The sequence below is a fragment of the Streptomyces sp. NPDC024017 genome, from assembly GCF_040638895.1.
Lineage (GTDB): Bacteria > Actinomycetota > Actinomycetes > Streptomycetales > Streptomycetaceae > Streptomyces.
Window position 1 is genome coordinate 374,227 of record NZ_JBEZYZ010000009.1, and the last position, 24,146, is coordinate 398,372.

Here is a 24,146-nt window from a genome sequence, read left to right on the forward strand (position 1 = left end):
CGAGTAACTGCGCGCATCGACAACTAAAAGAAGTGATGTTCACATCCGCCGGATCACGACTAAGGTGAACCGAATGAAGGCTCTCGTGCTGTCCGGCGGTGCAGGAACACGGCTGAGGCCGATCACCCACACGTCGGCCAAGCAACTCGTGCCCGTGGCCAACAAGGCCGTCCTGTTCTACGGGTTGGAGTCGCTCGCCGAGGCCGGCATCACCGACGTGGGCATGATCGTCGGGGAGACCGCCGAGGAGATCGAGGAAGCGGTGGGGGACGGGTCGAAGTTCGGCCTCAAGGTCACCTACATCCCCCAGGAGCGGCCCCTCGGGCTGGCCCACGCGGTGCTGATCGCCCGGGACTACCTCGGTGACGACGACTTCGTGATGTACCTCGGCGACAACTTCATCGTCGGCGGCATCACCGGCCTCGTCGACGAGTTCCGCGACCACCGGCCCGACGCCCAGATCCTGCTCACGCGCGTGGCCGACCCCCGCGCCTTCGGGGTCGCCGAACTCGACCCGTCCGGCCAGGTGATCGGCCTGGAGGAGAAGCCCGACCAGCCCAAGAGCGATCTCGCGCTGGTCGGCGTCTACATGTTCACGCCCCGCATCCACGAGGCGGTCCGCGCCATCGAACCCTCCTGGCGCGGCGAACTGGAGATCACCCACGCCATCCAGCACCTGATCGACGCCCGCGCCGACGTGCGCTCCACGGTCATCAAGGGCTACTGGAAGGACACCGGCAACGTCGGCGACATGCTCGAGGTGAACCGCACGGTCCTCGAAGCGATGGAGCGCCGTATCGATGGCGACGTGGACGACGCGTCGGAGACCATCGGGCGGGTGGTGGTCGAAGAGGGTGCGCGGATCGTCAACTCCCGTATCGTCGGGCCCGCCGTCATCGGCTCGGGCACCGTCGTCAGCAACTCCTACGTCGGTCCCTTCACCTCCGTCGCGGAGAACTGCCGGATCACGGACAGCGAGCTGGAGTTCTCGATCGTGCTGCGGGACTCCTCGATCCAGGGCGTCGGCCGCATCGAGTCCTCGCTGATCGGCCGGCACGTCGAGGTGACCCCGGCCCCCAGCGTCCCCAGCGCCCACCGCTTCGTCCTCGGAGATCACAGCAAGGTGCAGATCACTTCATGAACCTCCTCGTCACCGGCGCCGCCGGGTTCATCGGCTCCCGCTACGTCCGCGCACTGCTCGCCTCGGACGCGCCCGACGCGCCGCGCATCACCGTGCTGGACAAGCTCACCTACGCCGGCACCCTCGACAACCTCGAACTGACCCATCCGCGGCTGGAGTTCGTCCAGGGCGACATCTGCGACGCCGAGCTGGTCGACAAGCTGACGGCCGACGCGGACCAGGTCGTGCACTTCGCCGCGGAGTCCCATGTGGACCGCTCGATCAGCGGCGCCGCCGACTTCGTCCGCACCAACGTCCTCGGCACCCAGACCCTGCTGGACGCCGCCCTGCGGCACGGCACGGGCCCCTTCGTGCACGTCTCCACCGACGAGGTCTACGGCTCCATCGAGTCCGGCTCATGGCCGGAGGACCACCCGCTGCAACCGAACTCGCCCTACTCGGCCTCCAAGGCCTCCTCCGACCTGCTCGCGCTGGCCTACCACCGCACCCACGGCCTGGACGTGCGCGTCACGCGCTGCTCCAACAACTACGGCCCGCACCAGTTCCCCGAGAAGGTCATCCCGCTGTTCGTCACCAACCTCCTCGACGGCCACAAGGTGCCCCTGTACGGCGAGGGCCGCAACATCCGCGACTGGCTGCACGTCGACGACCACTGCCAGGGCGTCGACCTCGTCCGCACCCAGGGCCGGCCCGGCGAGGTCTACAACATCGGCGGCGGCACCGAACTCACCAACAAGGAACTCACCGGCCTGCTCCTGGACGCCTGCGGAGCGGACTGGGACCGGGTGGAGTACGTCGAGGACCGCAAGGGCCACGACCTGCGCTACTCCGTCGACTGGTCCAAGGCCCGTGACGAACTCGGTTACCGCCCCCGTCACGACTTCACCACCGGCCTCGCCGAGACCGTCGCCTGGTACCGCGACAACCGGACCTGGTGGGAGCCCCTGAAGCAGCGCGTCGCCCAGGAGCAGGCATGAGGTGGCTGATCGCCGGGGCGGGCGGGATGCTCGGCCGTGACGTCGTCGAGGAACTCACGCGGCGCGGCGAGACCGTCGTGGGCCTCGACCGCGCCGCCCTGGACGTCACCAACCCTTCGGTCGTCGACGCGGCCGTCCGGGAGCACCGCCCCGAACTCGTCGTGAACTGCGCCGCCTACACGGCCGTCGACGACGCCGAGACCGACGAGGCCGGCGCCCTGGAGATCAACGGCGACGGTCCGCGTCTGCTGGCCCGGGCCTGCGCCGCGCACGACGCCCGCCTGGTCCACGTCTCCACGGACTACGTCTTCTCCGGCGAGGCCCGCTCCACCCCCTACCCGGAGGACCATCCGACGGGGCCGCGCACCGCCTACGGCCGCACCAAGCTGGCCGGGGAGCGGGCCGTACTGGAAGAGCTCCCCGGGGCGAGCGCGATCGTGCGCACGGCATGGCTCTACGGCGTCCACGGCTCGAATTTCGTCCGGACCATGATCGGCCTGGAAGCCCGCCGGGACACCCTCGACGTCGTGGACGACCAGCGCGGGCAGCCCACCTGGAGCGCGGACGTGGCCGAGCGGATCGCCGACCTCGGCCCCCGGCTCGGCCCTGCAACGCACGGCGTCTTCCACGCCACCAACTCCGGTGAGGCCACCTGGTTCGACCTCGCCCGCGAGGTGTTCTCGCTCATCGGCGCAGACCCGGACCGGGTGCGCCCCACCAGCAGCGCGGCCTTCCCCCGGCCCGCCCCCCGCCCGGCGTACAGCGCCCTCGCACACCGACGGTGGCAGGAGATCGGCCTGCCGCTGCCGCGCGACTGGCGCTCCGCCCTGCATGAAGCACTGCCCCGCATCCGCAAGGAAGGTCTTCCTCGTGAAACGCCATGAGTTCCTCCGGGAACTGCACAAGGTCAGCGCCAACCGCAACTACCTGGAGATCGGCGTCAACGACGGGCGCAGCCTGACGCTGTCCCGCGTCCCCAGCATCGCGATCGACCCCGCCTTCAAGGTGGTCTCGGAGCTGAGGTGCGACGTCCACCTGGTGAAGGCCACCAGCGACGACTTCTTCGCGCGCGACAACCCGCTCCAGCACCTCAAGGGCGGCCGTCACCCGCTGCGCAACCTGCGCCGCGGCCGCAGCCCGATCGGCTACTGGCGCAAAACGACCCTGGATCTGTCGTTCATCGACGGAATGCACCTGTTCGAGTTCGCACTGCGCGACTTCATGAACGTCGAGAAGTACTCGGACTGGGGCAGTGTGATCGTCCTCGACGACATGCTGCCGCGCAGCATCGACGAGGCGGCCCGGGACCGGCACACCAACGCCTGGACCGGTGACGTCTACAAGATCACCGAGGTGCTGGCGCGCTACCGTCCCGACCTGGTCACGGTGCAGGTGGACACCGCCCCCACCGGCCAGCTGGTCGTCTTCGGCGCCGACCCGGACAACCGGGTCCTGCACGACAAGTACGACGAGATCATGGCCGAGTACAAGATCCCCGACCCGCAGAAGGTCCCGGAGGCGATCCTGGAGCGGGCCGGCGCGGTCCGCCCCGAAACCCTCCTGGGAGCGGGCTTCTGGCGCCCCCTCACCCAGGCCCGCAACAGGGGCCTGCCCCGCTCCATCGGCTGGGAGCCCCTGCGCAAGGCCCTGCAGCAGGTCGGCGTGAGCCGCTGAACGAGGGTGTCGGCCACCCCCCCGGGGGCGGCCGGCGCCGACGACCTTCCCGGCCTTCCGGGGCACAGGCCCGGACGCCACGCGCGTCTGGGCCTGCGGTGTGTCCAACCGGCCGAACCGGCCGAACCGGCCGACAAGGTCTCCACCGCCTTCGGCCGCCGCGTCGGCCAGGGCCTGGGCCTTGGACATGGGCGCGCCCCTCGTCCTCGGTGTGATCTGCGGCTTCTTCGTGGCCCGCTTCCTGCGCTGCCACGCGCCCGAGGTCATGCGCAAGTAGTCACCGCCGTACGACGCCCGAAGGGCGGCACCCCGCCAGGGGGTGCCGCCCTTCGGCGTTCCGTACAGCGAGCAGAGGTCCGCGCCGGCCTCAGTACGCGCCCCGGCCTGTCCGCCGACGACGCATGCGTGCGCCTGGCACACCGAGCACCGTGGGCCCGGGTACGCCCGGCCCCACGCCACTGCGCCTGCCTCAGCCGTCAGTCGCGGTCCCCGGCCCGCCCCGCAGTTCCGCGTAGTACGCCAGGCAGGCCTCGTACGACGGCAGCAGCCCCTGCCGTTCCGCCTCCGCCAGGGTCGGGGCCTGCTCGTCCTTGGGGGACAGGAGCGGGGTGATGCCCTCGGGCCACTCGATGCCCAAGGCCGGGTCGAGGGGGTGGATGCCGTGTTCGCGGCCCGGGGCGTAACCCTCCGAGCACAGGTAGACCACCGTCGCGTCGTCCGTGAGGGCCATGAAGGCGTGGCCGAGGCCCTCCGCGAGGAACACCGCGTGCCGCGTGTCGTCGTCGAGCCGTACGGCCTCCCACTTCCCGTAGGTGGGAGAGCCCACGCGGATGTCGATCACCACGTCCAGGACGGCGCCGCGTACACACGTGACGTACTTGGCCTGGCTGGGCGGCACATCGGCGAAGTGCACGCCCCGCAGCACGCCCCGCCGCGAGACCGAGCAGTTGGCCTGGGCCAGGGACAGGTCGTGCCCCGTCGCCTCGCGGAACTCCGCACCCCGGTACCACTCGTGGAAGCTGCCCCGGTCGTCCGGGAAGATCTTGGGCTCCAGAACCCAGGCGCCCTCTATCCCCAGGGGTCGCATGCCGTCACCGCCCTCCGTTCCTGATACGGGAATTCACCTTGCGGCGCGCGGCTCCGAGCACGCGCCGGGCGCGCCGGGCCAGCCGCAGCGCGACACCGGGCCCCGGCACCGGCGTCACCAGGACACTTCCGCCCCCGGCCCGAAGGGCGAACGGCAGACCGGTGAAGCGAGCCCCGTCGGCACCCGGGTTCAGGCACACGGCCACGCGCCAGACGTCGTCCGAGAGATCCTGGGGCAGTTCCGCCTCCACCGCCGAGCCCGGCCGGTCCGCGTGGGGTGCGAGCGTGCCCGGCACCTCCAGGATCCGGCTGGAGGAGACGAACCTCAGCCGCACGTCCGTGTCGCCCGGGGTGTGCACCGGAAGCAGGACACGGAACCGCTCGTCGGAGACGGTGACATCCCCCAGTTGAACGCGGCCCAGCCCGAGCCGCTTGCCGCGCGGGCGGACCTCCAGGGAGAAGTTGCCGTGCGGCTCGGTCCAGTACGGCAGGACCGGGCGGTCGCCGACGATGCCCACCTCCGGCGTGGGCCGGTCCTCGCGCGGCGCCGGACCCAGCCGGCACTCCTTGGTCCAGCCGCCGGTCTTCACCCGGACGAGTGCGTCCCAGGCGCCGTCACGGGGCAGTTCGGCCGGGTCGACCGTGGCGGTCGCCCGCAGCACCAGCCGGACCTCCTCGCCGTCCCCGACCGGCACGGTCTCGCGTGTGAACTCCACCGGCTGGAAGTACTGCGCGGCGCTGGAGCGCTCCCGCAGCAGCAGATCGGCCGTGGCCTGTCCGAACCGCGCGGCGGTCTCCGAGGCCACCCACCGCACCGCCTCGGACACGTCCTTCGGTACGTCGGTCAGCGGCGCGGCCTCGGATGCGGCGGGGAAGAGCATCGGCTCGCCGCCGGACAGGTACTCGGCCGTGAAGCCGACGCGGAGCGAGCCGTCGCGCCACTCGATGTCGCCGGGGGTCGCCTTGGGGGCGACGCCCGCCTCCCACTCCGCGAAGGCCACCACGTCGTCGTACCGGTCGGCCGCCGTCAGCGCGGCGACGACCTGCTGCGTCGGCTGCAGCCCGGCCGCGACACCGGGCCCGAAGCGCTCGACGACGACCTCGTGGATCTCCGCGAACAGCTCCCTGCGGTAGTCGTCCGGCAGGTTCAGGAAGCGCCGGGCCCGCAGCCGCTCGACCATCTCCACGCGCAGCCAGCGCCGGAACAGCCGGTCGCGCACCGGACCCGGCTCCGTGTACTGCTCGACGACGTCGAGGGCCTCGCGGAGGTTCCTGAAGTAGCCGGCCGGGTCGAAGCGTTCGAAGCCGGCGTTGGAGCCGTCGTCCCGCCGGAGGTGGTAGTAGCAGACGTAGTCGCTGAGCACGGAGACGTTCTCCGCGCGCAGGTACGCCTCGGCGATGAAGACGTGGTCCTCCAGGCGCCGCCTGCCCTCGGGGAAGCGCAGGCCGATGCGGTCCAGGAAGGCCCGGCGGAACATCTTGTGCGGGGTGAGGCTGTCGATGAGCGGGGCGTTCTCGACGGTGGCGCGCGGGTGGTTGCGGCGGAACAGCTCCACCGGCACCCCGCGGCCCTTGCCGGCCATCTTGCCCACGACGACATCGGCGCCGTTGGCCACGCCGTAGTCGTACATCCGCTCCAGGGCCTCGTCGCCCAGGTAGTCGTCGTTGTCGACGAACATCACGAACTCGCCCCGGGAGGCCTCGATGCCGACGTTGCGGGGCTTGCCCGACCAGCCGGAGTTCTCCTGGTGGATGACCTTCATCCGGGGGTCCTCGGCGGCGAGAGAGTCGAGCCGGGCCGGGGTCTCGTCGGTCGAGCCGTCGTCGACGAAGATCACCTCGAACTCGTCGGGAGGCAGCGACTGCCGCTGCAGCGAGGAGATGCAGTCCTCGATGTAGACCCCCGGGTTGTACACGGGGATGATGACGCTGACCTTGACCGGCATCGGGTTTCCGGGCCCCTTCGGGTCGCTCGCCGTAGACGTCCTGTTGTAGTGCGTGTTGCCCGATGCTAACCCGGTGGGCGAGGCGGTCTCACCTTTCGAGACCTGGCCGTGATCATCTCCCCACACGGCAACTGAGCTGCGCTGCTTGTCTGTTCACCGTCAGGGGCGGGTCAGTTCGCCACATCCACGCCGTAGCCCCGGGCGAGGGCGTCGAGCCCTTGGTCGTACCCCTGCCCCACGGTGCGCAGGCGCCACAACGGGCCGCGGCGGTAGATCTCGGCGAGGAGCAGGGTGCGCTCGGTGGTCGCGGCGTCCAGCGTGGCCTGGACCACCGGTGCGGCGCTGGTGCCCGGACCGGAACTGATGTGGATGGCGCCGACGTCGCCGAAGGTCGGGGAGCCGTCGATGGCGGCGGCGATCACCACCTTGCGGGCAGAGGGCGGCAGCGCGGCAAGGCCGACGCTGACCGTCTGCTCGGTCGGCCCGTCGCTGTGCAGTCGCACCGTTCCGCCGGGATTCTCCGGTGCGCCGTAGAACACGAAGTCCTCGTCGAAGCCGACTTGTTCCTGCTCGTCGACGACGAACGCGACCACGTCGATCCCGCATGACGTCCGCTGGGCCCAGGATGCGGTGACGGTCCAGGGAGCCGCAGGGGCCCGTCCGCCCGACTGCGGCAGATCGACGACGCCGCCGCGCGGCAGGACGCGTGAGGCCGCTGCCCCGCAGGCCTGGCGCGGGAGCGGGACGATGACCGGGGCGTCGAGCCATGCGGCGTCGTGTGTGGGGAACGCGAGCGTGGTGATCCGCTTCATCCGGCGGTCCCGCTCGCCGCCCTCCAGGAGTACGACGTCGGTGACGCTCGCGGAGAGGTTGATCGCTGCCGCCCCGCCGAGCTCGACAATCCTGCTGCGAGCCGCCACGGCATCGGGGTGCTTGCCACCGAGTACCAGGACCCGTCGGCCGGAGAGAGGGCGGGCGGGGGTGGCCGGGGCCGGGTGTGCCGGGCGCGACGGCGTAACCGGCGCCGATTTCGCCGGGTCGGGGAGGACAGGGGCCGGGGCCTGCTGAACGGGAACGGGCGGTTGGACAGGTGCCTGCGCGAGGGCCGCAGCCGGCATTGCGGGAGATGAGGTCGCGGCTTCCGCGGGTCGTGCCCGCTCATGTGGCGTTCCCGGCCGCACATCCTCCAGCAGCCGTACGAACGTGGGCTCGTCGAGTACGGGCACCCCCTCCGCCAGCGCACGACGCGCCTTGCCGGAGCCGGACGAGACGTCGTTGGTCACCAGCGCGCTGGTGTGCCGGCTGACGGACGTCATGACGTTCAGACCCGCATCGAGCGCCCGCCGCTCCAGCTCGGCGCGTGACATCCGCGTCTCACCGGTGATCGCGATCTTCATGCCTTGCACCAAGGGCCCGCCCGGCTCCGGCCGCCCCGGATTGCGGTACGCGCACGGCGCCTTGGATGTCCGGGGTGCGAACCGGGGGTCCTGGCGCGGCGGGCAGGGCACGAGGGGCAGCGGGAGTTCGAGACGTGCTGCCTCCTGCAGCGAGGCGCGCAGGACCCCCGCCAGCACTCGGGTGTCGTCGAGCGCGTCGTGGGCCGTGACCTGGGGGACGCCGTAGTGGGCGGCGAGCGTGCCCAGCCTGAGGTCCTCGGTCGGGGGATCGACCCGCCGGTTCAGTGCGAGGGTGCACAGACGACGAGCCACCGGCAGCGTGGCTCCGACGCGGGCGAACTCGTGGGCGAGGAAGTCGTAGTCGAACTGGGCGTTGTGCGCGACGAGCACCCGGTCCCGCAGCATCGCCGCGATCCGCGGCGCGACCTTGTCGAAGACCGGCGCGCCGCGCAGCCTCTCGGCCGTCAGCCCGTGGACACGCACCGGCCCGGGATCGCAGCCGGGGTCGAGGAGCGTCGAGAACTCGTCCGTCTGTTCCCCGTCCGGCCCCAGCGTCACCACGGCCAGGGACAACACTCGGTCGCGGCGGGCGACCAGGCCTGACGTTTCCACGTCGACCACTGCCCAGTCGTAGGGGTAGTCGCGCAGCCCGGACGCATCAAAGGCAGGGGAGAGGAGAGACATGGAGGAAGAATGGAGGGATCTTCACTGACCCTTCAACCTGGATGCCGATTCATCCGTATAAGTGGATATTGCTCGGCACCCTCTAGGGTGATGACGTGCGCCTGCTCCTCATGTCCGACACCCACCTGCCCAAGCGGGCCAGGGAACTGCCCGCCCCCCTGCTCGCCGAACTGCCGCACGCCGATGTCGTGTTCCATGCCGGGGACTGGGTCGACACGGACACCCTCGATCTGCTGGAGGCCCGCTGCCGGAGGCTCGTCGGTGTGTACGGCAACAACGACGGGGCTGATCTGCGGGCCCGGCTGCCGGAGGTGGCGTACGCGGAACTGGACGGGGTGCGGTTCGGCGTGATCCACGAGACGGGCGCCAAGCAGGGCCGGGAACAGCGGTGCGCCGCCCGTTTCCCCGACCTGGACGTGCTGGTCTTCGGCCACAGCCACATCCCCTGGGACACCACGGCCCCCTCCGGCCTGCGTCTGCTGAATCCGGGCTCCCCGACGGACCGACGCCGTCAGCCCCACTGCACCTACATGACCGCCACGGTCACCGAAGGGCTGCTCACGGACGTGGAACTGCACCGGCTGCCGCCCCGCGCACCGCGCTGAACCGCCCCGGCCAGGCGCGTGACATGATCGCCGCTTGGGTCGGGACGAGGGATACCTCCTGGCCAACCGGCAGGCCGAGGCCGGTACGCGCTTCGACGCGCTGGCGGCCCTCTTCGACGCCTCGACGTTCCGCCATCGAGACGGCCGGGGTCGCCGAGGGGTGGCGCTGCTGGGAGGTCGGGGCCGGCGGGCCGAGCGTGGCGGCGTGGCTGCGCGAGCGCGTCGGGCCGACCGGGCGCGTGCTCGCGACCGACATCGACGTGTCCTGGACCGGGACGGCCGCCACCGAGGGGGTCGAGGTGCTCCGGCACGACGTCGGCCGCGACGCCCCTCCGCCGGGCCCCTTCGACCTGGTGCACGCCCGTCTCGTCCTGGTCCACGTCACCGAGCGCGACGCCGCGCTGCGCGCCATGGTCCGGGCGCTCAGGCCCGGCGGGCTGCTGCTGGTCGAGGACGCCGACCCGGCGCTGCAGCCGCTGATCTGCCCCGACGAGCACGGCCCCGAGCAGGAGCGGGCCAACCGGCTCCGCACCGGCTTCCGTGAGCTGCTGCGACAGCGCGGCGCCGATCTCTCCTACGGGCGCAGACTGCCGCGGCTGCTGCGCGAGGCGGGCCTCGTGGACGTCGAGGCCGACGCCTACTTCCCGATCACCTCGCCCGCCTGCGACGTCCTGGAGGCGGCCACCGTCCGGCAGGTGCGGGACAGGCTCGTCGCCGCGGGCCTCGCCAGGGACGAGGAGATCGACGAGCATCTCGCCGCCGTCGAGGCGGGACGCCTGGACCTCGCCACCTCGCCGATGATCTCCGCGTGGGGCCGCAGACCGACCGGCGACGGCTCGCAGCGACTCATCTGGAGTCGGCCCTCCGCAGCCTCCAGGCACCCCTCACCCGTCGTTTCTTTCCCCCGCGAAGCCGGTGCTGTCGAAACCGGGCTCCAGTTCCACACCGGTGGCATTCAGGAAGAAGGCCACCATGTGGTACTGCCCCACCAGCATGGCGATCTCGATCAGTTCGGCGTCGCCGAAGTGCTCGGCCAGACCCTCCCAGGTCGCGTCGGACATCGCGGCATCACCGTGCAGCTCGTCCGCCGCGCGGATCAGGTGCCTCTGGAGGTCCGTCCAGCCGGGTGCCTCCGGCCCTTCGCCGATGCGGTCGATGTCCGCGTCCGCGACACCCGCGGCCCTGGCCAGGGGGAGGTGCCGCCCCCACTCGTACCGCGCGCCGGTGTTCCATGCGGTGCGCAGGATCAGCAACTCGCGCAGGTCTCCCGGCAGTCGGCCCCTGCCGAGCAGTTGGCCGCCGAAAGGCATGAACTGCTCGTAGAGATCGGGATGGCGCACGAGCGTGGTGAAGATGTTCGGGATCCCGCCCCCGGGGTCGTGGGGAGCGGCGGCCAGCAGTTTCCTGGTCCGGGGGTCCCACTGTTCTTCGGGGAGCGGCTCCAGTCGTGGACGGCTCGGTCGGGCGGATTCGTGGCGCTGTGACATGGCGGCCTCCGGTTTCCGAGGGACTCACCCTAGGAGACCGGCTGAACGCCTGGCCGTGAAGGGCCGGGACCAGTCAGCCCGTCGGGTCGAGAACGATCTTGCGGACACCGTCGGAGCGGCCGGCGAACAGTTCGTACGCCGCCGGTCCATCGGAGAGGGCGAAGTGGTGGGAGACCACGACCTCGGGCTTGATCCGTCCGGCACGGGTGAGGGCGATCAGGGGAGGGAGTTCGTAGTGCACCGAGCACAGCCCGATGGCGAACTCCAGTTCCTTGATCTGCGCCAGTCCCATGTGGAACGGGAACGCCTTGTTCTGACTGACCCCGATGACGCTGACGCGACCGGCCTGCCGGACGGCCTTGAGGGCGAGTTCGATGGTGGCGTCGGAGCCCACGGCCTCCACCACGGCGTCCGGCCCGCGGCCGGATGTCATCTCCCGGACGGCCGACCGCACGTCGTCTCCTTCGACCGGCTCGACGCCCAGGCCTGCGGCGAAGGCGCGGCGCTCCGCGACCAGGTCCACGCCCAGCACCCGTGCCGCGCCCATCGCGAAGGCGGACTGAGCGGCCATGAGGCCGACCGGGCCGAGGCCGACGACCAGGACGGTCTCACCGGGTTGGATGCGGGCACGGCGGCAGCCGTACCAGGCGGTGGGGGCGTTGTCCGTCAGGACGAGGGCGGCCTCGTCGGAGATGTCCTCGGGCAGGTGCACCAGATTGACGTCGGCGCAGGGCACGGCCAGGAGTTGGGCCTGGCTGCCCGGGAGCTTCGGGCTGACTCCGTAGCAGAGCTCCGTGCTCGACGTGGCGCGCTCGCAGCGGGCGGTGAACCCGGCCGCACACTGCCGGCACTGCGCGCAGCCGACGGAGGCGGGCACCAGAACCCGGTCGCCGGGCTTGAACCGGGTGACCTGGCCGCCGGTGTCGACCACCACGCCGACACACTCGTGTCCCGGCGTGTAGCCCAGTTCCGGGCTGAACGCGTTGCCGCCGTAGATGTGCAGGTCGCTGCCGCAGATCCCGGCCGCGGTCACCTGCACCACGGCGTCGGTGGGGCTGGTGACGGCCGGGTCGGGGACCTCCCCGTAGCGGATGTCGTGACGGCCGTGGTAGGTCAGTGCCTTCATCGGATCTCTCCCTCCCCCCGGCCCGTCAGTCCGCGATCTTCAGCACCAGCTTGCCGTGGTTGTCACCACGGAACAGGCGCATCAGGGTCTCGGGGAACGCCGCGACCGAGCCGGACACCACGTCCTCCAGGGACTTCAGCCGGCCTTCCGCCCGCCACGCGGCCATCTGCGCGATGCCCTCCGCGTACCGATCGGCGTAGTCGAACACCACGATGCCCGTCATGGAGGCGCGGTTCACCAGCAGCGACAGGTAGTTGGCGGGGCCTTGCGGCTTGGTGCTGTTGTATTGGGAGATCGCGCCGCAGACCACGACGCGGGCGCCGCGCGCCAGCCGCAGCAGCACGGCGTCCAGAACGTCGCCGCCGACGTTGTCGAAGTACACGTCGACGCCGTCGGGGGCGTGTTCGCGCAGGGCCTTGCGGATGTCCTCGCTCTGGTAGTCGATCGCGGCGTCGAAGCCGAACTCGTCCACCACCATCCGGCACTTGGCCTCGCCGCCGGCGATGCCGATGACCCGGCATCCGAGGATCTTGGCGATCTGTCCGACGACGCTGCCGACGGCCCCGGCCGCTCCGGAGACCACGACGGTCTGCCCCGGCTCGGGACGCCCGACCTCGATCAGGCCGAAGTAGGCCGTCAGGCCCGACATGCCGAGCGTGCCGAGATAAGTCGGCAGGGGAGCGGCCGCGGGGTCGACCTTGGTCACGCCGCGCCCGTCCGACACGCAGTACTCCTGCACGCCGAACGTGCCCGACACGTGGTCGCCGACCGCGAACCCGGAGTGCCGGGAGGCGATCACCCTGCCCACCGCCCCGGCGCGCATCACCTCGCCGATCTCCACCGGGCGGATGTAGGACCTGCCCGCGTTCATCCAGCCGCGCATCGCCGGGTCGATCGACAGGCAGAGCACCTGTACCAGGAACTCCCCCTCGCCCGGCTGTCCCGCCGGCTCCTCGGCATGCTCCCAGTCGGTGGGGCGCGGCTCTCCCACGGGACGCGCGGCCAGGCGTATCTGGCGGTTGATCGTGCTCATCTCCGGCGCCTCTCCTCGGCTCCATACCGTCCAGTCGGTACGGCCGTGAGCGTACGGGGGGCCGCCGTCCGAGGCAAGAGCGAGTCCGCTACGACTTGCGGCTCATGCCGGTGAGCAGCTCGCGGGCAGGGAGTTACTCCTCTCCCGGCACCGCCATCTCTCCGAGGAGCGACCAGTCGTCCTGCGGGACGTTCGCGTTCACGATGCGCGGCGTCTCGGCCAGATGCGGAGGCAGCGTCTGCTGCGCGGCCTTGAAGTGGGCGGACTGTACGTGTGCGGCTCCGGCCTCGTCGTCGCGGAAGGCCTCGACGAGGACGTACTCCGACGGCTCGTCCACGCTGCGCGACCAGTCGAACCACAGGCAGCCGGGCTCGGCGCGCGTCGCCCGGGTGAAATCAGCGGCGATCTCGGGCCAACGGTCGGCGTGCTCGGGACGGACGCGGAACTTGGCGGTGATGAAGATCATGGGAATCCCTTCGCTGATGTGCTGGTATGCCGATGTGCAGACGCCGACACGATCGTACGAACCCGGCGTGATGGCGACGCGACGGGCTCGGCGCCGGCGATCAGGAGGCTCGGTGCGGGTGCACCGCCCCCTCCGTCGCGGTGAGCGGCACCCCGGTGCCGCCCCAGCGCAGCGCCACGACCTCGGCGGCGACGGACACCGCCACCTCCTCGGGCGTACGGGCCCCGAGGTCGAGGCCGACCGGTGAGCGCAGCCGGGACAGCTCGCGCTCCGTGAGCCCGGCCTCGGCCAGCCGTGCCGCCCGGTCGGCGTGGGTGCGGCGGCTGCCCATCGCTCCGATGTAGGCGGCCGGCCGGCGCAGCGCTTCCTGGAGCAGGGGCACGTCGAACTTCGGGTCGTGCGTGAGGACGCAGATCACCGTGCGCTCGTCGGTGTCGGTCTCGCGCAGATAGCGGTGCGGCCACTGCGCGACCACCTCGACGCCCTCGGGGAAGCGCCGGGGTGTGGCGAAGACGGGGCGGGCGTCGCAGACGGTGACCCGGTAACCGAGGAAGTCCCCGATGCGGGCCACGGCCGCCGCGTAGTCGATCGCGCCGAAGACCAGCATCCGCGGCGGTGGCGCGAAGGACTGCAGGAACACGCTCACGGAGTCCTCGCGGCGCTGCCCCTCGGGTCCGTAGTGCCGCAGGCCGGTGGCGCCGAGAGCGAGTTCGCCGCGGGCGTCGGCGGTCACGGCCGCGTCCAGGCCGCCGGCGCCGAGCGTGCCGAGGGTCCGGTCCGGCCAGACGGCGAGGGCCGCCCCGCGCGGCGCCGGGCCGTCGGTCACGGTCGCCACGGTGACCGGCTCGCCCGCCGCGACGGAGTCCGCGACCGCGCCGAAGCCGGGATCCCGCTCGGGCGTGACCGCGCGCACGAGCAGCGTGATCTCGCCGCCGCAGGTCAGACCGACCGCGAAGGCGTCCTCGTCGCTGTAGCCGAAGGTCTCCAGCCGGGCCTCGCCGCCCGCGGCGACGTCCTGCGCCAGTTCGAACACCGCACCCTCGACACAGCCCCCGGAGACGCTGCCCACGACCTCCTCGTCCGGGCCCACCGCCATCGCCGCGCCCGGGTCGCGCGGTGCGCTGCGGCTGACCTGGACGACCGTCGCGAGGCCGAACGGGACCCCGGCCGCGTACCAGCGGCCGAGCACCGGGAGAACGTCACGCACGAGCCGCTCCCTTCCTTGCGCGCACCCGCCGGGTACCCCGGCGGCGGTTAATTCCGTTGTGACCCTCCGTGCCGGTCTGCTGCACTGCTCAGGACAGCCACGTCACCGAGTCCGAAGGAGATTCAGATGCGCACTGCGTGCATGTCCCCCCAGCCAGGAACGGACCTCTCTCCGAAGGACATGACGCTTCGTGCACATGCTCAACCTTGGAATTCTCGCCCATGTCGACGCGGGTAAGACCAGCCTGACCGAGCGGCTGCTCCATTCGGCCGGGGTGATCGACGAGATCGGCAGCGTCGACGACGGGAACACCCGCACCGACACCCTCGCCCTGGAGCGCCGGCGCGGCATCACCATCAAGTCCGCCGTCGTCTCGTTCCCGCTCGACGGCGTGACCGTCAACCTCATCGACACCCCCGGTCACCCGGACTTCATCGCCGAGGTGGAGCGCGTCCTCGGCGTGCTGGACGGCGTCGTCCTCGTGATCTCCGCCGTCGAAGGGGTGCAGGCGCAGACGCGGGTGCTGATGCGGACGCTTCAGCGGCTGCGCATCCCGACCCTGCTGTTCGTCAACAAGATCGACCGGAGCGGGGCACGCCACGAGGCGGTGCTGCGGGAGATCTCGGCCCGGCTGACCCCCGCGATCGTGCCGATGGGGACCGCCACCGGCCTCGGCACCCGCGCGGCCCGCTTCACCCCCGGGCTCGGACCGGCCGCCGCCCTCGACGTTCTGACCGGGCACGACGACGCCCTGCTGGCCGCGTACGTCGAGCACACCGTCACGCACGCAGCGCTGCACAGGTCTCTCGTCGCGCAGACCCGGGAGGCGCTCGTCCATCCGGTCTACTTCGGCTCCGCCGCCACGGGCGCAGGCGTGGAGGCTCTCCTGTCAGGCATCGAAACGCTGCTTCCGGCTGCCGTCGGGGACGCGGACGGGCCGGTGTCCGCCACCGTGTTCAAGGTCGACCGGGGCCCGGCGGGGGAGAAGGTCGCCTACGTCCGGATGTTCTCCGGGACCCTGCGCACCCGTGACCGGGTTCCCTTCGGAGCGGACGGCGCCGAAGGCCGGGTCACCGGCATCAGCGTCTTCGGTCACGGCACGGACACCCGCGAGGACTGCGTCGCCGCCGGCCGGATCGCCCGCCTCACCGGGCTCGGCGACATCCGGATCGGTGACGCGATCGGCGAACCCCGCAAGGCCTACGAGCACTTCTTCGCCCCGCCGACCCTGGAGACGGTCGTCGTCCCCGGCCCGGACGTGAACAGGGGAGCGCTCCACCTGGCGCTCACCCAGCTCGCCGAGCAGGACCCGCTGATCGGACTGCGCCGCGACGAACGCCGGCAGGAGACGTCCGTGTCCCTGTACGGCGAGGTGCAGAAGGAGGTCATCCAGGCCACCCTCGCCGACGAGTACGGCCTCGACGTCACCTTCCGCGAGACGACGCCGCTGTGCGTCGAACGACCCGTCGGCACCGGGCAGGCCGTGGAGTTCAACAAGAAGGACCCCAACCCCTTCCTCGCGACGGTCGGCCTGCGCGTCGACCCCGCGCCGGTCGGCTCGGGCGTCGGCTTCCGGCTGGAGGTGGAGCTCGGGTCGATGCCGTACGCCTTCTTCAAGGCCGTCGAGGACACTGTGCGCGAGACCCTCGACCAGGGCCTGCACGGGTGGCAGGTCACCGACTGCGTGGTCACCATGACCCACAGCGGCTACTCGCCCCGTCAGAGCCATGCCCACCAGGGCTTCGACAAGAGCATGTCGAGCACGGGCGCCGACTTCCGCGGCGTGACCCCGCTGGTGCTGATCGAGGCGCTGCGCCGGGCCGGGACGCGCGTCCACGAGCCGATGCACCGCTTCCGCATCGAGGCGCCCGCCGACACCCTCGGCGCCCTGCTGCCGGTCCTCGCCGGGCTCGCGGCCGTACCCGAGACGACGCGGAACCGGGAGGACATCTGCGTCCTCGAAGGGACCGTGCCGGCCGCCCGGGTGCACGCCCTCGAACAGAAACTGCCGGGGCTCACCCGGGGTGAGGGCGAGCTGGAGAGCTCCTTCGCCCACTACGCGCCCGTCACGCACGGCACGATCCCGGAGCGGCCGCGCACCGACCACAACCCGCTGAACAGGAAGGAGTACTTGTTGAACGTGACACGAAGGGTGTGTGGCTGAGGTGTGAGGGTTGCCCGAGAGGGAACTTACTCCAGAGTCAGAGGTGTTGACGGTGTCGTGACATCGCCGGACTGTAGTGGACATGCCGACAATCCGAGCGCGTCTGCTGATCGTCCTGGTTGTCCTCTTAGGGTCCGTGTCGGTGGCGGGCGTCCCGCCGGCCACCGCCGCGTCTCCTCCGGGCTCCCTCTGGTTCGACGACCCGACCGTCACCGTGCAGGGCGGCCGCTTCACCGACGCCCACGGCCGCGAGATCGTGCTGCGCGGCTACAACGTCTCCGGTGAGACCAAGCTCGCGGAGAACAAGGGCCTGCCCTTCGCCTCGGTCGCCGACGCCCGCAAGTCGGCGACCGCGCTGCGCGCCCTCGGCGGCGGCAACACCATTCGCTTCCTGCTCTCCTGGGCCTATGCCGAGCCCGAGCGCGGCCAGGTGGACACGGCCTATCTGGCCGCCGCCACCGACCAGATGAAGGCCTTCCTCGACGCCGGCATCCGGGTCTACCCCGACTTTCACCAGGACCTCTACTCCCGGCACCTCTTCGACACCGACAGCTGGTACACCGGCGACGGCGCGCCCAAGTGGGCGGTGGACGCCGGGAACTACCCGGACGAGTCCTGCGGCATCTGCCTCTTCTGGGGGCAGAACATCACCCAGAACGAGGCCGTGAAGCGCGCCACGTACGACTTCTGGCACAACGCGCACGGCGTGCAGGACGCCTTCCTCGCCACCGCCCAGAAGGCCATGGCGTACGTGCAACAGCACCTCAGCGCGGACCAGTTCAAGGGCATCGTCGGCTTCGACCCCTACAACGAGCCGCACGCGGGCGTCTACGACTCCGGGCAGACCAGCCGCGCCTGGGAGAAGGACGTGCTCTGGCCGTTCTACGAGAAGTTCCGGGCCCGCATGGACACGGCCGGCTGGCGCGACAAGCCCGCCTTCGTCGAGCCGAACCTCTTCTGGAACGCCAACCTCGACTTCCAGAAGCAGGAGGGCGGCCTGCTGGACGCCGGCACACTCGGCCCGCGCTACGTCTTCAACACCCACTTCTACGACCAGAAGGCTATCTCCGGCGTCTTCATGTGGGGCAAGGCGGCCGACGGTCAGTACGCGGGTGACTTCCGCACCGTCCGCGACCGCGCCGCCGCCGCGGGGACGGCCTCCGTGGTCAGCGAGTTCGGGCACCCGCTGGCGGGCAATGTCTCCGACAAGGCGCCGACCGTCCTCAAGGCGATGTACCAGGCCCTCGACTCCCGCCTGAAGGGCGCCGACTGGTGGTCCGACCCGGCTGCCTCGGGGCGCGTGCTCTCCGGCTCCCAGTGGCAGTGGGACATCTACAACGGCCGCCACCGCGAGCTGATGAACGGCAACCCCGACAAGGTGCTCACGACGGGTGACGCCTGGAACGACGAGGACCTGTCCGCCGTACGCCTCGACGACGCGGGCAAGCCGGTACTGCGTCAGGACGCCCGGCTCCTGGACCGCGTCTACCCGAGCGCCACGGCCGGTACCACGGTCGGCTTCACCTACGAGGACCGCTCCCGGGACGGCTCGACGACCCTGACCTGGAACCCGGTGCCCAGCTCCCTGCCGAACGTGCAGCGGCTGGTGGGGTCCGGGCAGTACGGGCTGCTGCTGTGGCGCTCGGACGGCGGCTCGGCGCCCACCGAGCTGCATCTGCCGGCGAGCTTCCCGACCGCGTCCACCACGGTCGTCTCCGACCTGGGCACGGCCCACGCCCCGCCGGCGTACACCTCGGCGACCCCGGTCGGCGTGGCGCAGGAGCCGGGCGGCACGGGAAGCCGCCGCCTGCTGCTCACCGCGCCGGACTCGGGCGTCCTGCACTACGCGCTGGTGACCAACGGGGCGACGGCTCCCTCGGCGGATCTGCTCGCCGCGGCCCGCTCCGAACTGGCGGCGTGGGCGGCGAAGGAGGTCAACTAGCGGACGGGCTCGTCCAGTCGGCCGCCACATGGCCGAGCCGGACGCGCTGCGGGTGGTCACCGACCGGCACGGACACGACCTTCTTCCCGGTGGCGAAGTCGATGGCCGTGACCTGGTCGGTGCCGCTCTCGGAGACCACGCAGGACTTGCCGTCACCGCTGACCGTGGCCCAGTAGGGCTTGGAGGCGGTGACGAGCGGGCCCTCCTGGAGGGTGGCGCGGTCCACGACGGTGGCGTAGTCGTCCATGGTGCCCGCGACGCACAGCTTGCGTCCGTCCGGGCTCATCGAGATGCCGTGGTGGCGCGAGTCGTTGACGAAGCTCGTGCGGTCGTCACTGGTCGCCGAGTTCTTCGGCAGGGTCTTGGTGCGGGTGATCTTGTCGGTGGCGATGTCGTACTCGAAGAAGCCGTTGAAGAAGGAGACCTGGAAGTACAGCTTCGACTCGTCCGGCGAGAGGACGGCCGGGCGGACCGCGTCGGAGTAGTCCTTGAGGCCGAGCGCGTCCAGCTTCGGGCGCATGTCGATGACCTTGACCTGCTTGAACGTCGTGGCGTCGACGACGGTGATGCGCCGGTCGCCCTTCGTCCAGTCCAGCCACGGTGCGTCGGTCTGAGTGTTCACGTCGCCGATCGCCATGTTGTAGATGTACTTGCCGTCCTGGGTGAAGATGTTCTCGTGCGGCTTGTCGCCGGTGCCGAACCTGCCCAGTTCCTTGCCGGAGACGATGTCCAGCACATGGACGGTGTTGGAGGTCGACGCCGAGACCGCGACCCGCTTGCCGTCGGGGGAGACCGCCATGTGGTCGGAGCGGTAACCGGACACGGGGAAGCGCCAGTTGACCCGCCCGGAGGCGAGGTCGATCGAGACGACGTCGGCGAAGCTCGGCCGCGAGACGACCACCGACGCCCCGTCCGGCGTGGAGTACATGTCGTCGACGAACTGGTCATGGCCCTCGCCGACGCTGTTGCGGATCGCCATGAAGTAGACCCACCTGATCGGATCGGCGTTGATCTCCGCCATCCGCTCGGCCTTGTCCGGGATGACGTTGATCCGGCCGATCTTCGAGAAGTCGCCGGTGGACCGGATGACTTCGGCGGTGCCGTCCCAGTTGTTGCCCACGAACAGCACCTCGCGCAGCGCTGCGGAGGAGCCCGGGGCGGCCGCGGTGGCGGCGGTCGCGGGAGCGGTGACGGTCAGGGCGAGGGCTGCGGCTACGGAGCACAGGTGCCGGCGTCGGACGACGGGCATGACTGTTCCCCTCTCTGCTGTGGGGTGAGCGTCGTGAGTGGGACATGCCAAAGCTGGGGTGCGTGGAATCTGAACACACGCGCTTTCAGAGTGAACTTACTGCAAAGTAAGGAAGGGGCGGCCTTCTCCACAAGACCGCGTGCACGACAAAATCAGTGTTCGAACAGCGAGGGGGGAGCCGGTGCCGGGCAGACTCAGAGCGCCGACCGGCCGCTACGGCGGCAAGAGCGCCGAGGAGCGGCAGGCCGAGCGGCGCCGGCGATTTCTCGACGCCGCGCTCCAGCTGTTCGGCGACACCCCTGGTTTCCGCTCCACCACGGTCGCGGCCCTCAGCGAGACGGCCGGGCTGTCCACCCGCCAGTTCTACGAGGAGTTCCGCACCCTCGAGGACGTGCTCGCCGCGCTGCACCTGCAGGTCAACGGCTGGGCCGAGGCGGCGGTGCTGGAGGCGGCCGCGGGCGCGGCGGAGCTGCCGCTCGTCGAGCGGGCCACCGCCATCTTCCGGGCCTACGCCGGGAACGTCGCCGCCGATCCGCGCCGTATCCGCATCACCTTCGTCGAGATCATCGGCGTCAGCCCGCGCCTGGAGGAGCAGCGGCTCGCCCGCAGGGCCGGCTGGGTCGACCTCATCCGCGCCGAGGCCGACGCGGCCGCGGCACGCGGAGAGGCCGCGCCCCGTGACTACCGCCTCGCCGCGACGGGATTCATCGGCAGCGTCAACGGCCTGCTGCACGACTGGAGCGCCGGCTGGGTCGACGCGACGCTCGACGAGGTCGTCGACGAACTGGTCCGGCAGTTGCTGGGCATCCTGTGGCCGCCCGGGTGGACACCGGAAGGGTGACGGTGGTTGCCGGGTGCGGGGTACGTCCTGCCGCCTGCCGGCTGCCGCCCGCCGCCCGCCCCCGCCGCGCACCGCCCGCCGCGCCCGCCGGCCGCGCGCCGTCGGGACTCTGACCGGTCCCGGCCCCTGCTGGGCGGGACCTGCGCCGGTGCTCCTCAGAGCTGCTCACGGCCACCGCTGCGGCGGCAGGCACCACGGACCGCAGACCACGGACCGGACAGCAGCCGCCGCCTGAGTCAGGAACCCCCCTCGACCAGGGTCTGACCGGCTGTCAGGCCAACAACCGCTCCCTGACCGCGGCGAGGACTTCCGTGCGGCTGCGCGGGCCGTTGTCGGCTGCGATGAGGTGGTCGCCGATGCGCAGCGAGAAGGTGATCAGGCAGCGGGCCTCGACATCGCCCTCGTCGGGACAGAAGGCCCCGTAGAGCTCGCGCAGATAGTCCATGCGCCGGTTGTCGGCCCGGCGGAGGCAGCGCGCGACGCCTTCGTCGCGCCGGGCCCAGTCGCGGATCGCGAGCTCGACCCCGGCGCTGGTCACGCGCGTCTCGCCCGACCCCACGAAGTCGAAGAGACGCCCGAGCCGCTCGCGGGCGTCGCCCCCGTCGCGCTCGATCCGCTCGATGACATTCTCGGTGACCGCTCGCTCCCAGGTGTCGAGCATCTCCTCCAGCAGCCCGGCACGGTTGCGGAAGTAGCCGTAGAAACCGCCCTTGCTGACGCCGAGCGCCTGGGCGAGGACCTCGACCCGGACAGCCTCGGGGCCGCCGGCCGCAAGCGCCCGCAGCCCCTCCTCGATCCACTTGTCCCGCGGCGTACGGATCGCGCCCATGCCGTGTCTCCCCTCACATGTCCCGGCCAAGTATACGGAGCCGTATAGATGGGTCTATGCTCGATCTATACGTCACCGTATAGACAGGATCTGCCATGAGCGATCTGCGCCTTCCCGCAACCGACCACACGTCCCGCCCCTGGCGGATCCACGAGATCGCCGGCGACTTCCGGCTCGAGGATCTGTGGGCGCTGCCGACGCCGGGCGGCCCGGACGACCTGCACCACCTGGTCCAGCAGATGGCGGATGGCGAGGGCGGTCCGGACGGCGGCAACCCCGTGGGCCGCTTCCTGTTCGCGGTGCGCTGGAAGCTCGGCGCGCTGCTCGGCTGGGACAAGCCGGACTCGGGCGTCGGCGGCCGGGTGGCGACGTTGCGCGACCGGCTGCCGGACGACCTGCGCGAGGGGCCGCGGGGGCCCGACCTCGGCGCGGCGCCCTTCACATCGGTCTTCCAGACACACGACGAGTGGGCCGCCGAGTACGCCAACAAGACCATGCACGGGGTGATGCACATCGGCTGGGTCCCCGACAGGAACGGCGGCTACCGCGGCCAGATGGCCGTCCTGGTGAAGCCCAACGGCCGCCTCGGCTCCCTGTACATGCTCGGCATCAAACCTTTCCGGTACCTGGGGGTGTACCCGGCCCTGATGCGGTCGATCGGCCGGGAGTGGCGAGAGAACGCGGCGCGCCGAACGGCACGCTGACGCCCCCTCCCTGTGACCCAGGCTCCACCCGAGCCCCGCTCCTCGAACGGCGGGGACTCGGGCGAACATACGAGGGTTCGTCAGACCCTCTCAGAGCGACACCAGCACCACGAGATCCGCCGCCACCACCAGCGCGACCCCCAGCAGAAGTCCGGCCAGCAGCCGCGCGCGGAGTCTGCGGTACACCGCCTCGTACTCGCCCCGTAGTTCCTCCCCGCGCCGGGCCGTGTGCTGCCACGAGGCCCGGGCGAGGGCGAGGTGCTCCGCCGCGAACTGCCGCTCCACCTCCGACCGTTGCGCCTCCGTGAGCCAGTCGAGCCCGGCGGCGAAGCGGGCGGCGGCCGTGCGGGCCTCCTCGTGTGCTGCGGCGGCGAGCAGATGGCCCTCGACCTCGTTGTGGAACGCACGCAGGTCCACCGGGAGCCCCTCCATGGCGGTCATCGGAGCGTCAGCTCCCGCTCCGCCGCGGCGACATCGGCATGGTGCAGGTCGAACGCCGGGGACTCGCTGCGGATCCGCGGCAGGGTGACGAAGTTGTGGCGCGGCGGCGGGCAGGAGGTCGCCCACTCCAGGGAACGGCCGTAGCCCCAGGGGTCGTCGGCCGTGACCTTCTCGCCGTACTTCGCCGTCTTCCACACGTTGTAGAAGAACGGCAGCATCGACATGCCGAGCAGGAACGAGAAGACGCTCGACACCGTGTTGAGAGTCGTCAGACCCTCCACCGCCAGATAGTCGGGGATCCGCCGCTGCATGCCCTGGGCGCCGAGCCAGTGCTGGACCAGGAACGTGCCGTGGAAGCCGATGAACAAGGTCCAGAAGGTGATCTTGCCGAGGCGCTCGTCCAGCATCTTGCCGGTGAACTTGGGCCACCAGAAGTGGAAGCCGGAGAACATCGCGAACACGACCGTCCCGAAGATCACGTAGTGGAAGTGCGCGACCACGAAGTACGAGTCGGAGACGTGGAAGTCGAGGGGCGGCGAGGCCAGCAGCACACCCGTGAGCCCACCGAAGACGAACGTGATCAGGAAGCCCGTCGCCCAGAGCATGGGCGTCTCGAACGAGAGGCTTCCACGCCACATGGTGCCGACCCAGTTGAAGAACTTCACGCCGGTGGGGACGGCGATGAGGAACGTCATGAAGGAGAAGAACGGCAGCAGCACACCGCCGGTGACGTACATGTGGTGCGCCCACACCGTCACGGACAGACCCGCGATCGCGATGGTCGCGCCGATCAGACCCGTGTAACCGAACATCGGCTTACGGGAGAAGACCGGAATGACCTCACTGATGATGCCGAAGAACGGCAACGCGATGATGTACACCTCCGGATGGCCGAAGAACCAGAACAGGTGCTGCCACAGCAACGCCCCGCCGTTGGCCGGGTCGAAGATCTGCGCCCCGAACTTGCGGTCCGCCTCCAGCGCGAACAGGGCCGCGGCCAGGACCGGGAAGGCGAGGAGCACGAGGACGCCGGTCAGCAGCACGTTCCAGGTGAAGATCGGCATGCGGAACATCGTCATGCCGGGGGCGCGCATGCAGATGATCGTGGTGATGAAGTTGACCGAGCCGAGGATGGTGCCGAAGCCGG

21 protein-coding genes and 1 pseudogene are annotated in these 24,146 nt (G+C 70.8%); 10 read left to right on the forward strand and 12 right to left on the reverse strand.

The genetic code is table 11. From position 1 onward, the window contains the following. Positions 1–73 precede the first annotated feature (73 nt). The 4 genes from AB0G20_RS25995 to AB0G20_RS26010 are packed head-to-tail and all read left to right on the forward strand — an operon-like array spanning position 74 to position 3,792. Positions 74–1,141, forward strand: a complete 1,068-nt coding sequence (locus AB0G20_RS25995) for a glucose-1-phosphate thymidylyltransferase (protein WP_361306482.1) — start codon at positions 74–76, stop codon at positions 1,139–1,141. Next, complete coding sequence (gene rfbB, locus AB0G20_RS26000) at positions 1,138–2,118, forward strand: dTDP-glucose 4,6-dehydratase (RefSeq protein ID WP_361306484.1); 981 nt, start codon at positions 1,138–1,140, stop codon at positions 2,116–2,118. Before AB0G20_RS25995 ends, rfbB begins: the two co-directional genes overlap by 4 nt. Further along, positions 2,115–3,002: a dTDP-4-dehydrorhamnose reductase gene (gene rfbD / locus AB0G20_RS26005; protein ID WP_361306486.1), complete on the forward strand. Its 888-nt coding sequence runs from the start codon at positions 2,115–2,117 to the stop codon at positions 3,000–3,002. Before rfbB ends, rfbD begins: the two co-directional genes overlap by 4 nt. After that, positions 2,989–3,792, forward strand: a complete 804-nt coding sequence (locus AB0G20_RS26010; protein WP_161366059.1) for a class I SAM-dependent methyltransferase — start codon at positions 2,989–2,991, stop codon at positions 3,790–3,792. Before rfbD ends, AB0G20_RS26010 begins: the two co-directional genes overlap by 14 nt. Before the next feature lie 469 nt (positions 3,793–4,261). On the opposite strand, the gene rfbC is transcribed toward AB0G20_RS26010, so the two are convergent. The 3 genes from rfbC to AB0G20_RS26025 all read right to left on the reverse strand — a co-directional run bounded on the left by rfbC (position 4,262) and on the right by AB0G20_RS26025 (position 8,905). Further along, on the reverse strand, positions 4,262–4,879 hold the full coding sequence (rfbC, locus tag AB0G20_RS26015; protein WP_361306488.1) for a dTDP-4-dehydrorhamnose 3,5-epimerase: 618 nt from the start codon (positions 4,877–4,879) through the stop codon (positions 4,262–4,264). Positions 4,880–4,883: 4 nt separating this feature from the next. Continuing rightward, complete coding sequence (locus AB0G20_RS26020; RefSeq protein WP_361306490.1) at positions 4,884–6,824, reverse strand: glycosyltransferase family A protein; 1,941 nt, start codon at positions 6,822–6,824, stop codon at positions 4,884–4,886. A 170-nt stretch (positions 6,825–6,994) separates the two neighbouring features. After that, positions 6,995–8,905, reverse strand: coding sequence for a DEDDh family exonuclease (locus AB0G20_RS26025; protein ID WP_361306492.1), 1,911 nt, complete (start codon positions 8,903–8,905; stop codon positions 6,995–6,997). Positions 8,906–9,000: 95 nt separating this feature from the next. Here AB0G20_RS26025 and AB0G20_RS26030 point away from each other — a divergent pair, with 95 nt between their 5' ends. Continuing rightward, a complete protein-coding gene (locus AB0G20_RS26030; protein WP_361306494.1) occupies positions 9,001–9,510 on the forward strand; it encodes a metallophosphoesterase in 510 nt (169 codons plus the stop codon). A gap of 34 nt (positions 9,511–9,544) precedes the next feature. Beyond that, positions 9,545–10,331 (forward strand): annotated as a pseudogene (locus tag AB0G20_RS26035) (methyltransferase domain-containing protein); the annotation flags it as partial. A gap of 63 nt (positions 10,332–10,394) precedes the next feature. Here AB0G20_RS26035 and AB0G20_RS26040 read toward each other — a convergent pair. The 5 genes from AB0G20_RS26040 to AB0G20_RS26060 all read right to left on the reverse strand — a co-directional run bounded on the left by AB0G20_RS26040 (position 10,395) and on the right by AB0G20_RS26060 (position 14,829). Continuing rightward, positions 10,395–10,997 carry a carboxymuconolactone decarboxylase family protein gene (locus AB0G20_RS26040; RefSeq protein ID WP_361306546.1) on the reverse strand — a complete coding sequence of 201 codons (603 nt, stop codon included), beginning with the start codon at positions 10,995–10,997 and terminating at the stop codon, positions 10,395–10,397. Positions 10,998–11,070: 73 nt separating this feature from the next. After that, the gene (locus AB0G20_RS26045; RefSeq protein WP_361306496.1) at positions 11,071–12,123 is read right to left on the reverse strand and encodes an alcohol dehydrogenase catalytic domain-containing protein; all 1,053 of its coding nucleotides are present in this window, start codon (positions 12,121–12,123) and stop codon (positions 11,071–11,073) included. A 25-nt stretch (positions 12,124–12,148) separates the two neighbouring features. Further along, complete coding sequence (locus AB0G20_RS26050; protein ID WP_361306498.1) at positions 12,149–13,156, reverse strand: NADP-dependent oxidoreductase; 1,008 nt, start codon at positions 13,154–13,156, stop codon at positions 12,149–12,151. A gap of 133 nt (positions 13,157–13,289) precedes the next feature. Next, positions 13,290–13,622 carry a putative quinol monooxygenase gene (locus AB0G20_RS26055; RefSeq protein WP_361306500.1) on the reverse strand — a complete coding sequence of 111 codons (333 nt, stop codon included), beginning with the start codon at positions 13,620–13,622 and terminating at the stop codon, positions 13,290–13,292. A 100-nt stretch (positions 13,623–13,722) separates the two neighbouring features. Then, on the reverse strand, positions 13,723–14,829 hold the full coding sequence (locus tag AB0G20_RS26060) for an XdhC/CoxI family protein (protein WP_361306502.1): 1,107 nt from the start codon (positions 14,827–14,829) through the stop codon (positions 13,723–13,725). Positions 14,830–15,019: 190 nt separating this feature from the next. On the opposite strand from AB0G20_RS26060, the gene AB0G20_RS26065 reads away from it, so the two are divergent. Further along, positions 15,020–16,993 carry a translation factor GTPase family protein gene (locus AB0G20_RS26065; protein WP_361306504.1) on the forward strand — a complete coding sequence of 658 codons (1,974 nt, stop codon included), beginning with the start codon at positions 15,020–15,022 and terminating at the stop codon, positions 16,991–16,993. Between the two features lie 82 nt (positions 16,994–17,075). Then, positions 17,076–18,935 carry a cellulase family glycosylhydrolase gene (locus AB0G20_RS26070; protein ID WP_361306506.1) on the forward strand — a complete coding sequence of 620 codons (1,860 nt, stop codon included), beginning with the start codon at positions 17,076–17,078 and terminating at the stop codon, positions 18,933–18,935. Here the strand turns inward: AB0G20_RS26070 and AB0G20_RS26075 are convergent. Beyond that, positions 18,928–20,184 carry a YncE family protein gene (locus tag AB0G20_RS26075; protein WP_361306508.1) on the reverse strand — a complete coding sequence of 419 codons (1,257 nt, stop codon included), beginning with the start codon at positions 20,182–20,184 and terminating at the stop codon, positions 18,928–18,930. The two genes, AB0G20_RS26070 and AB0G20_RS26075, sit on opposite strands and share 8 nt — an antisense overlap. A 181-nt stretch (positions 20,185–20,365) precedes the next feature. Between AB0G20_RS26075 and AB0G20_RS26080 the strand changes: the two genes are divergently transcribed. After that, positions 20,366–21,025 carry a TetR/AcrR family transcriptional regulator gene (locus tag AB0G20_RS26080; RefSeq protein WP_361306510.1) on the forward strand — a complete coding sequence of 220 codons (660 nt, stop codon included), beginning with the start codon at positions 20,366–20,368 and terminating at the stop codon, positions 21,023–21,025. Positions 21,026–21,296: 271 nt separating this feature from the next. On the opposite strand, the gene AB0G20_RS26085 is transcribed toward AB0G20_RS26080, so the two are convergent. Next, on the reverse strand, positions 21,297–21,854 hold the full coding sequence (locus tag AB0G20_RS26085) for a TetR/AcrR family transcriptional regulator (RefSeq protein ID WP_361306512.1): 558 nt from the start codon (positions 21,852–21,854) through the stop codon (positions 21,297–21,299). Between the two features lie 95 nt (positions 21,855–21,949). On the opposite strand from AB0G20_RS26085, the gene AB0G20_RS26090 reads away from it, so the two are divergent. Next, positions 21,950–22,558, forward strand: coding sequence for a DUF2867 domain-containing protein (locus AB0G20_RS26090; RefSeq protein WP_361306514.1), 609 nt, complete (start codon positions 21,950–21,952; stop codon positions 22,556–22,558). A gap of 90 nt (positions 22,559–22,648) precedes the next feature. On the opposite strand, the gene AB0G20_RS26095 is transcribed toward AB0G20_RS26090, so the two are convergent. Further along, positions 22,649–22,999, reverse strand: coding sequence for a hypothetical protein (locus AB0G20_RS26095; RefSeq protein WP_361306516.1), 351 nt, complete (start codon positions 22,997–22,999; stop codon positions 22,649–22,651). Continuing rightward, positions 22,996–24,146, reverse strand: a 1,151-nt coding sequence (locus tag AB0G20_RS26100; RefSeq protein WP_361306518.1) for a cbb3-type cytochrome c oxidase subunit I, incomplete at its 5' end; no start/stop codon positions are given. The genes AB0G20_RS26100 and AB0G20_RS26095, both read right to left, overlap by 4 nt.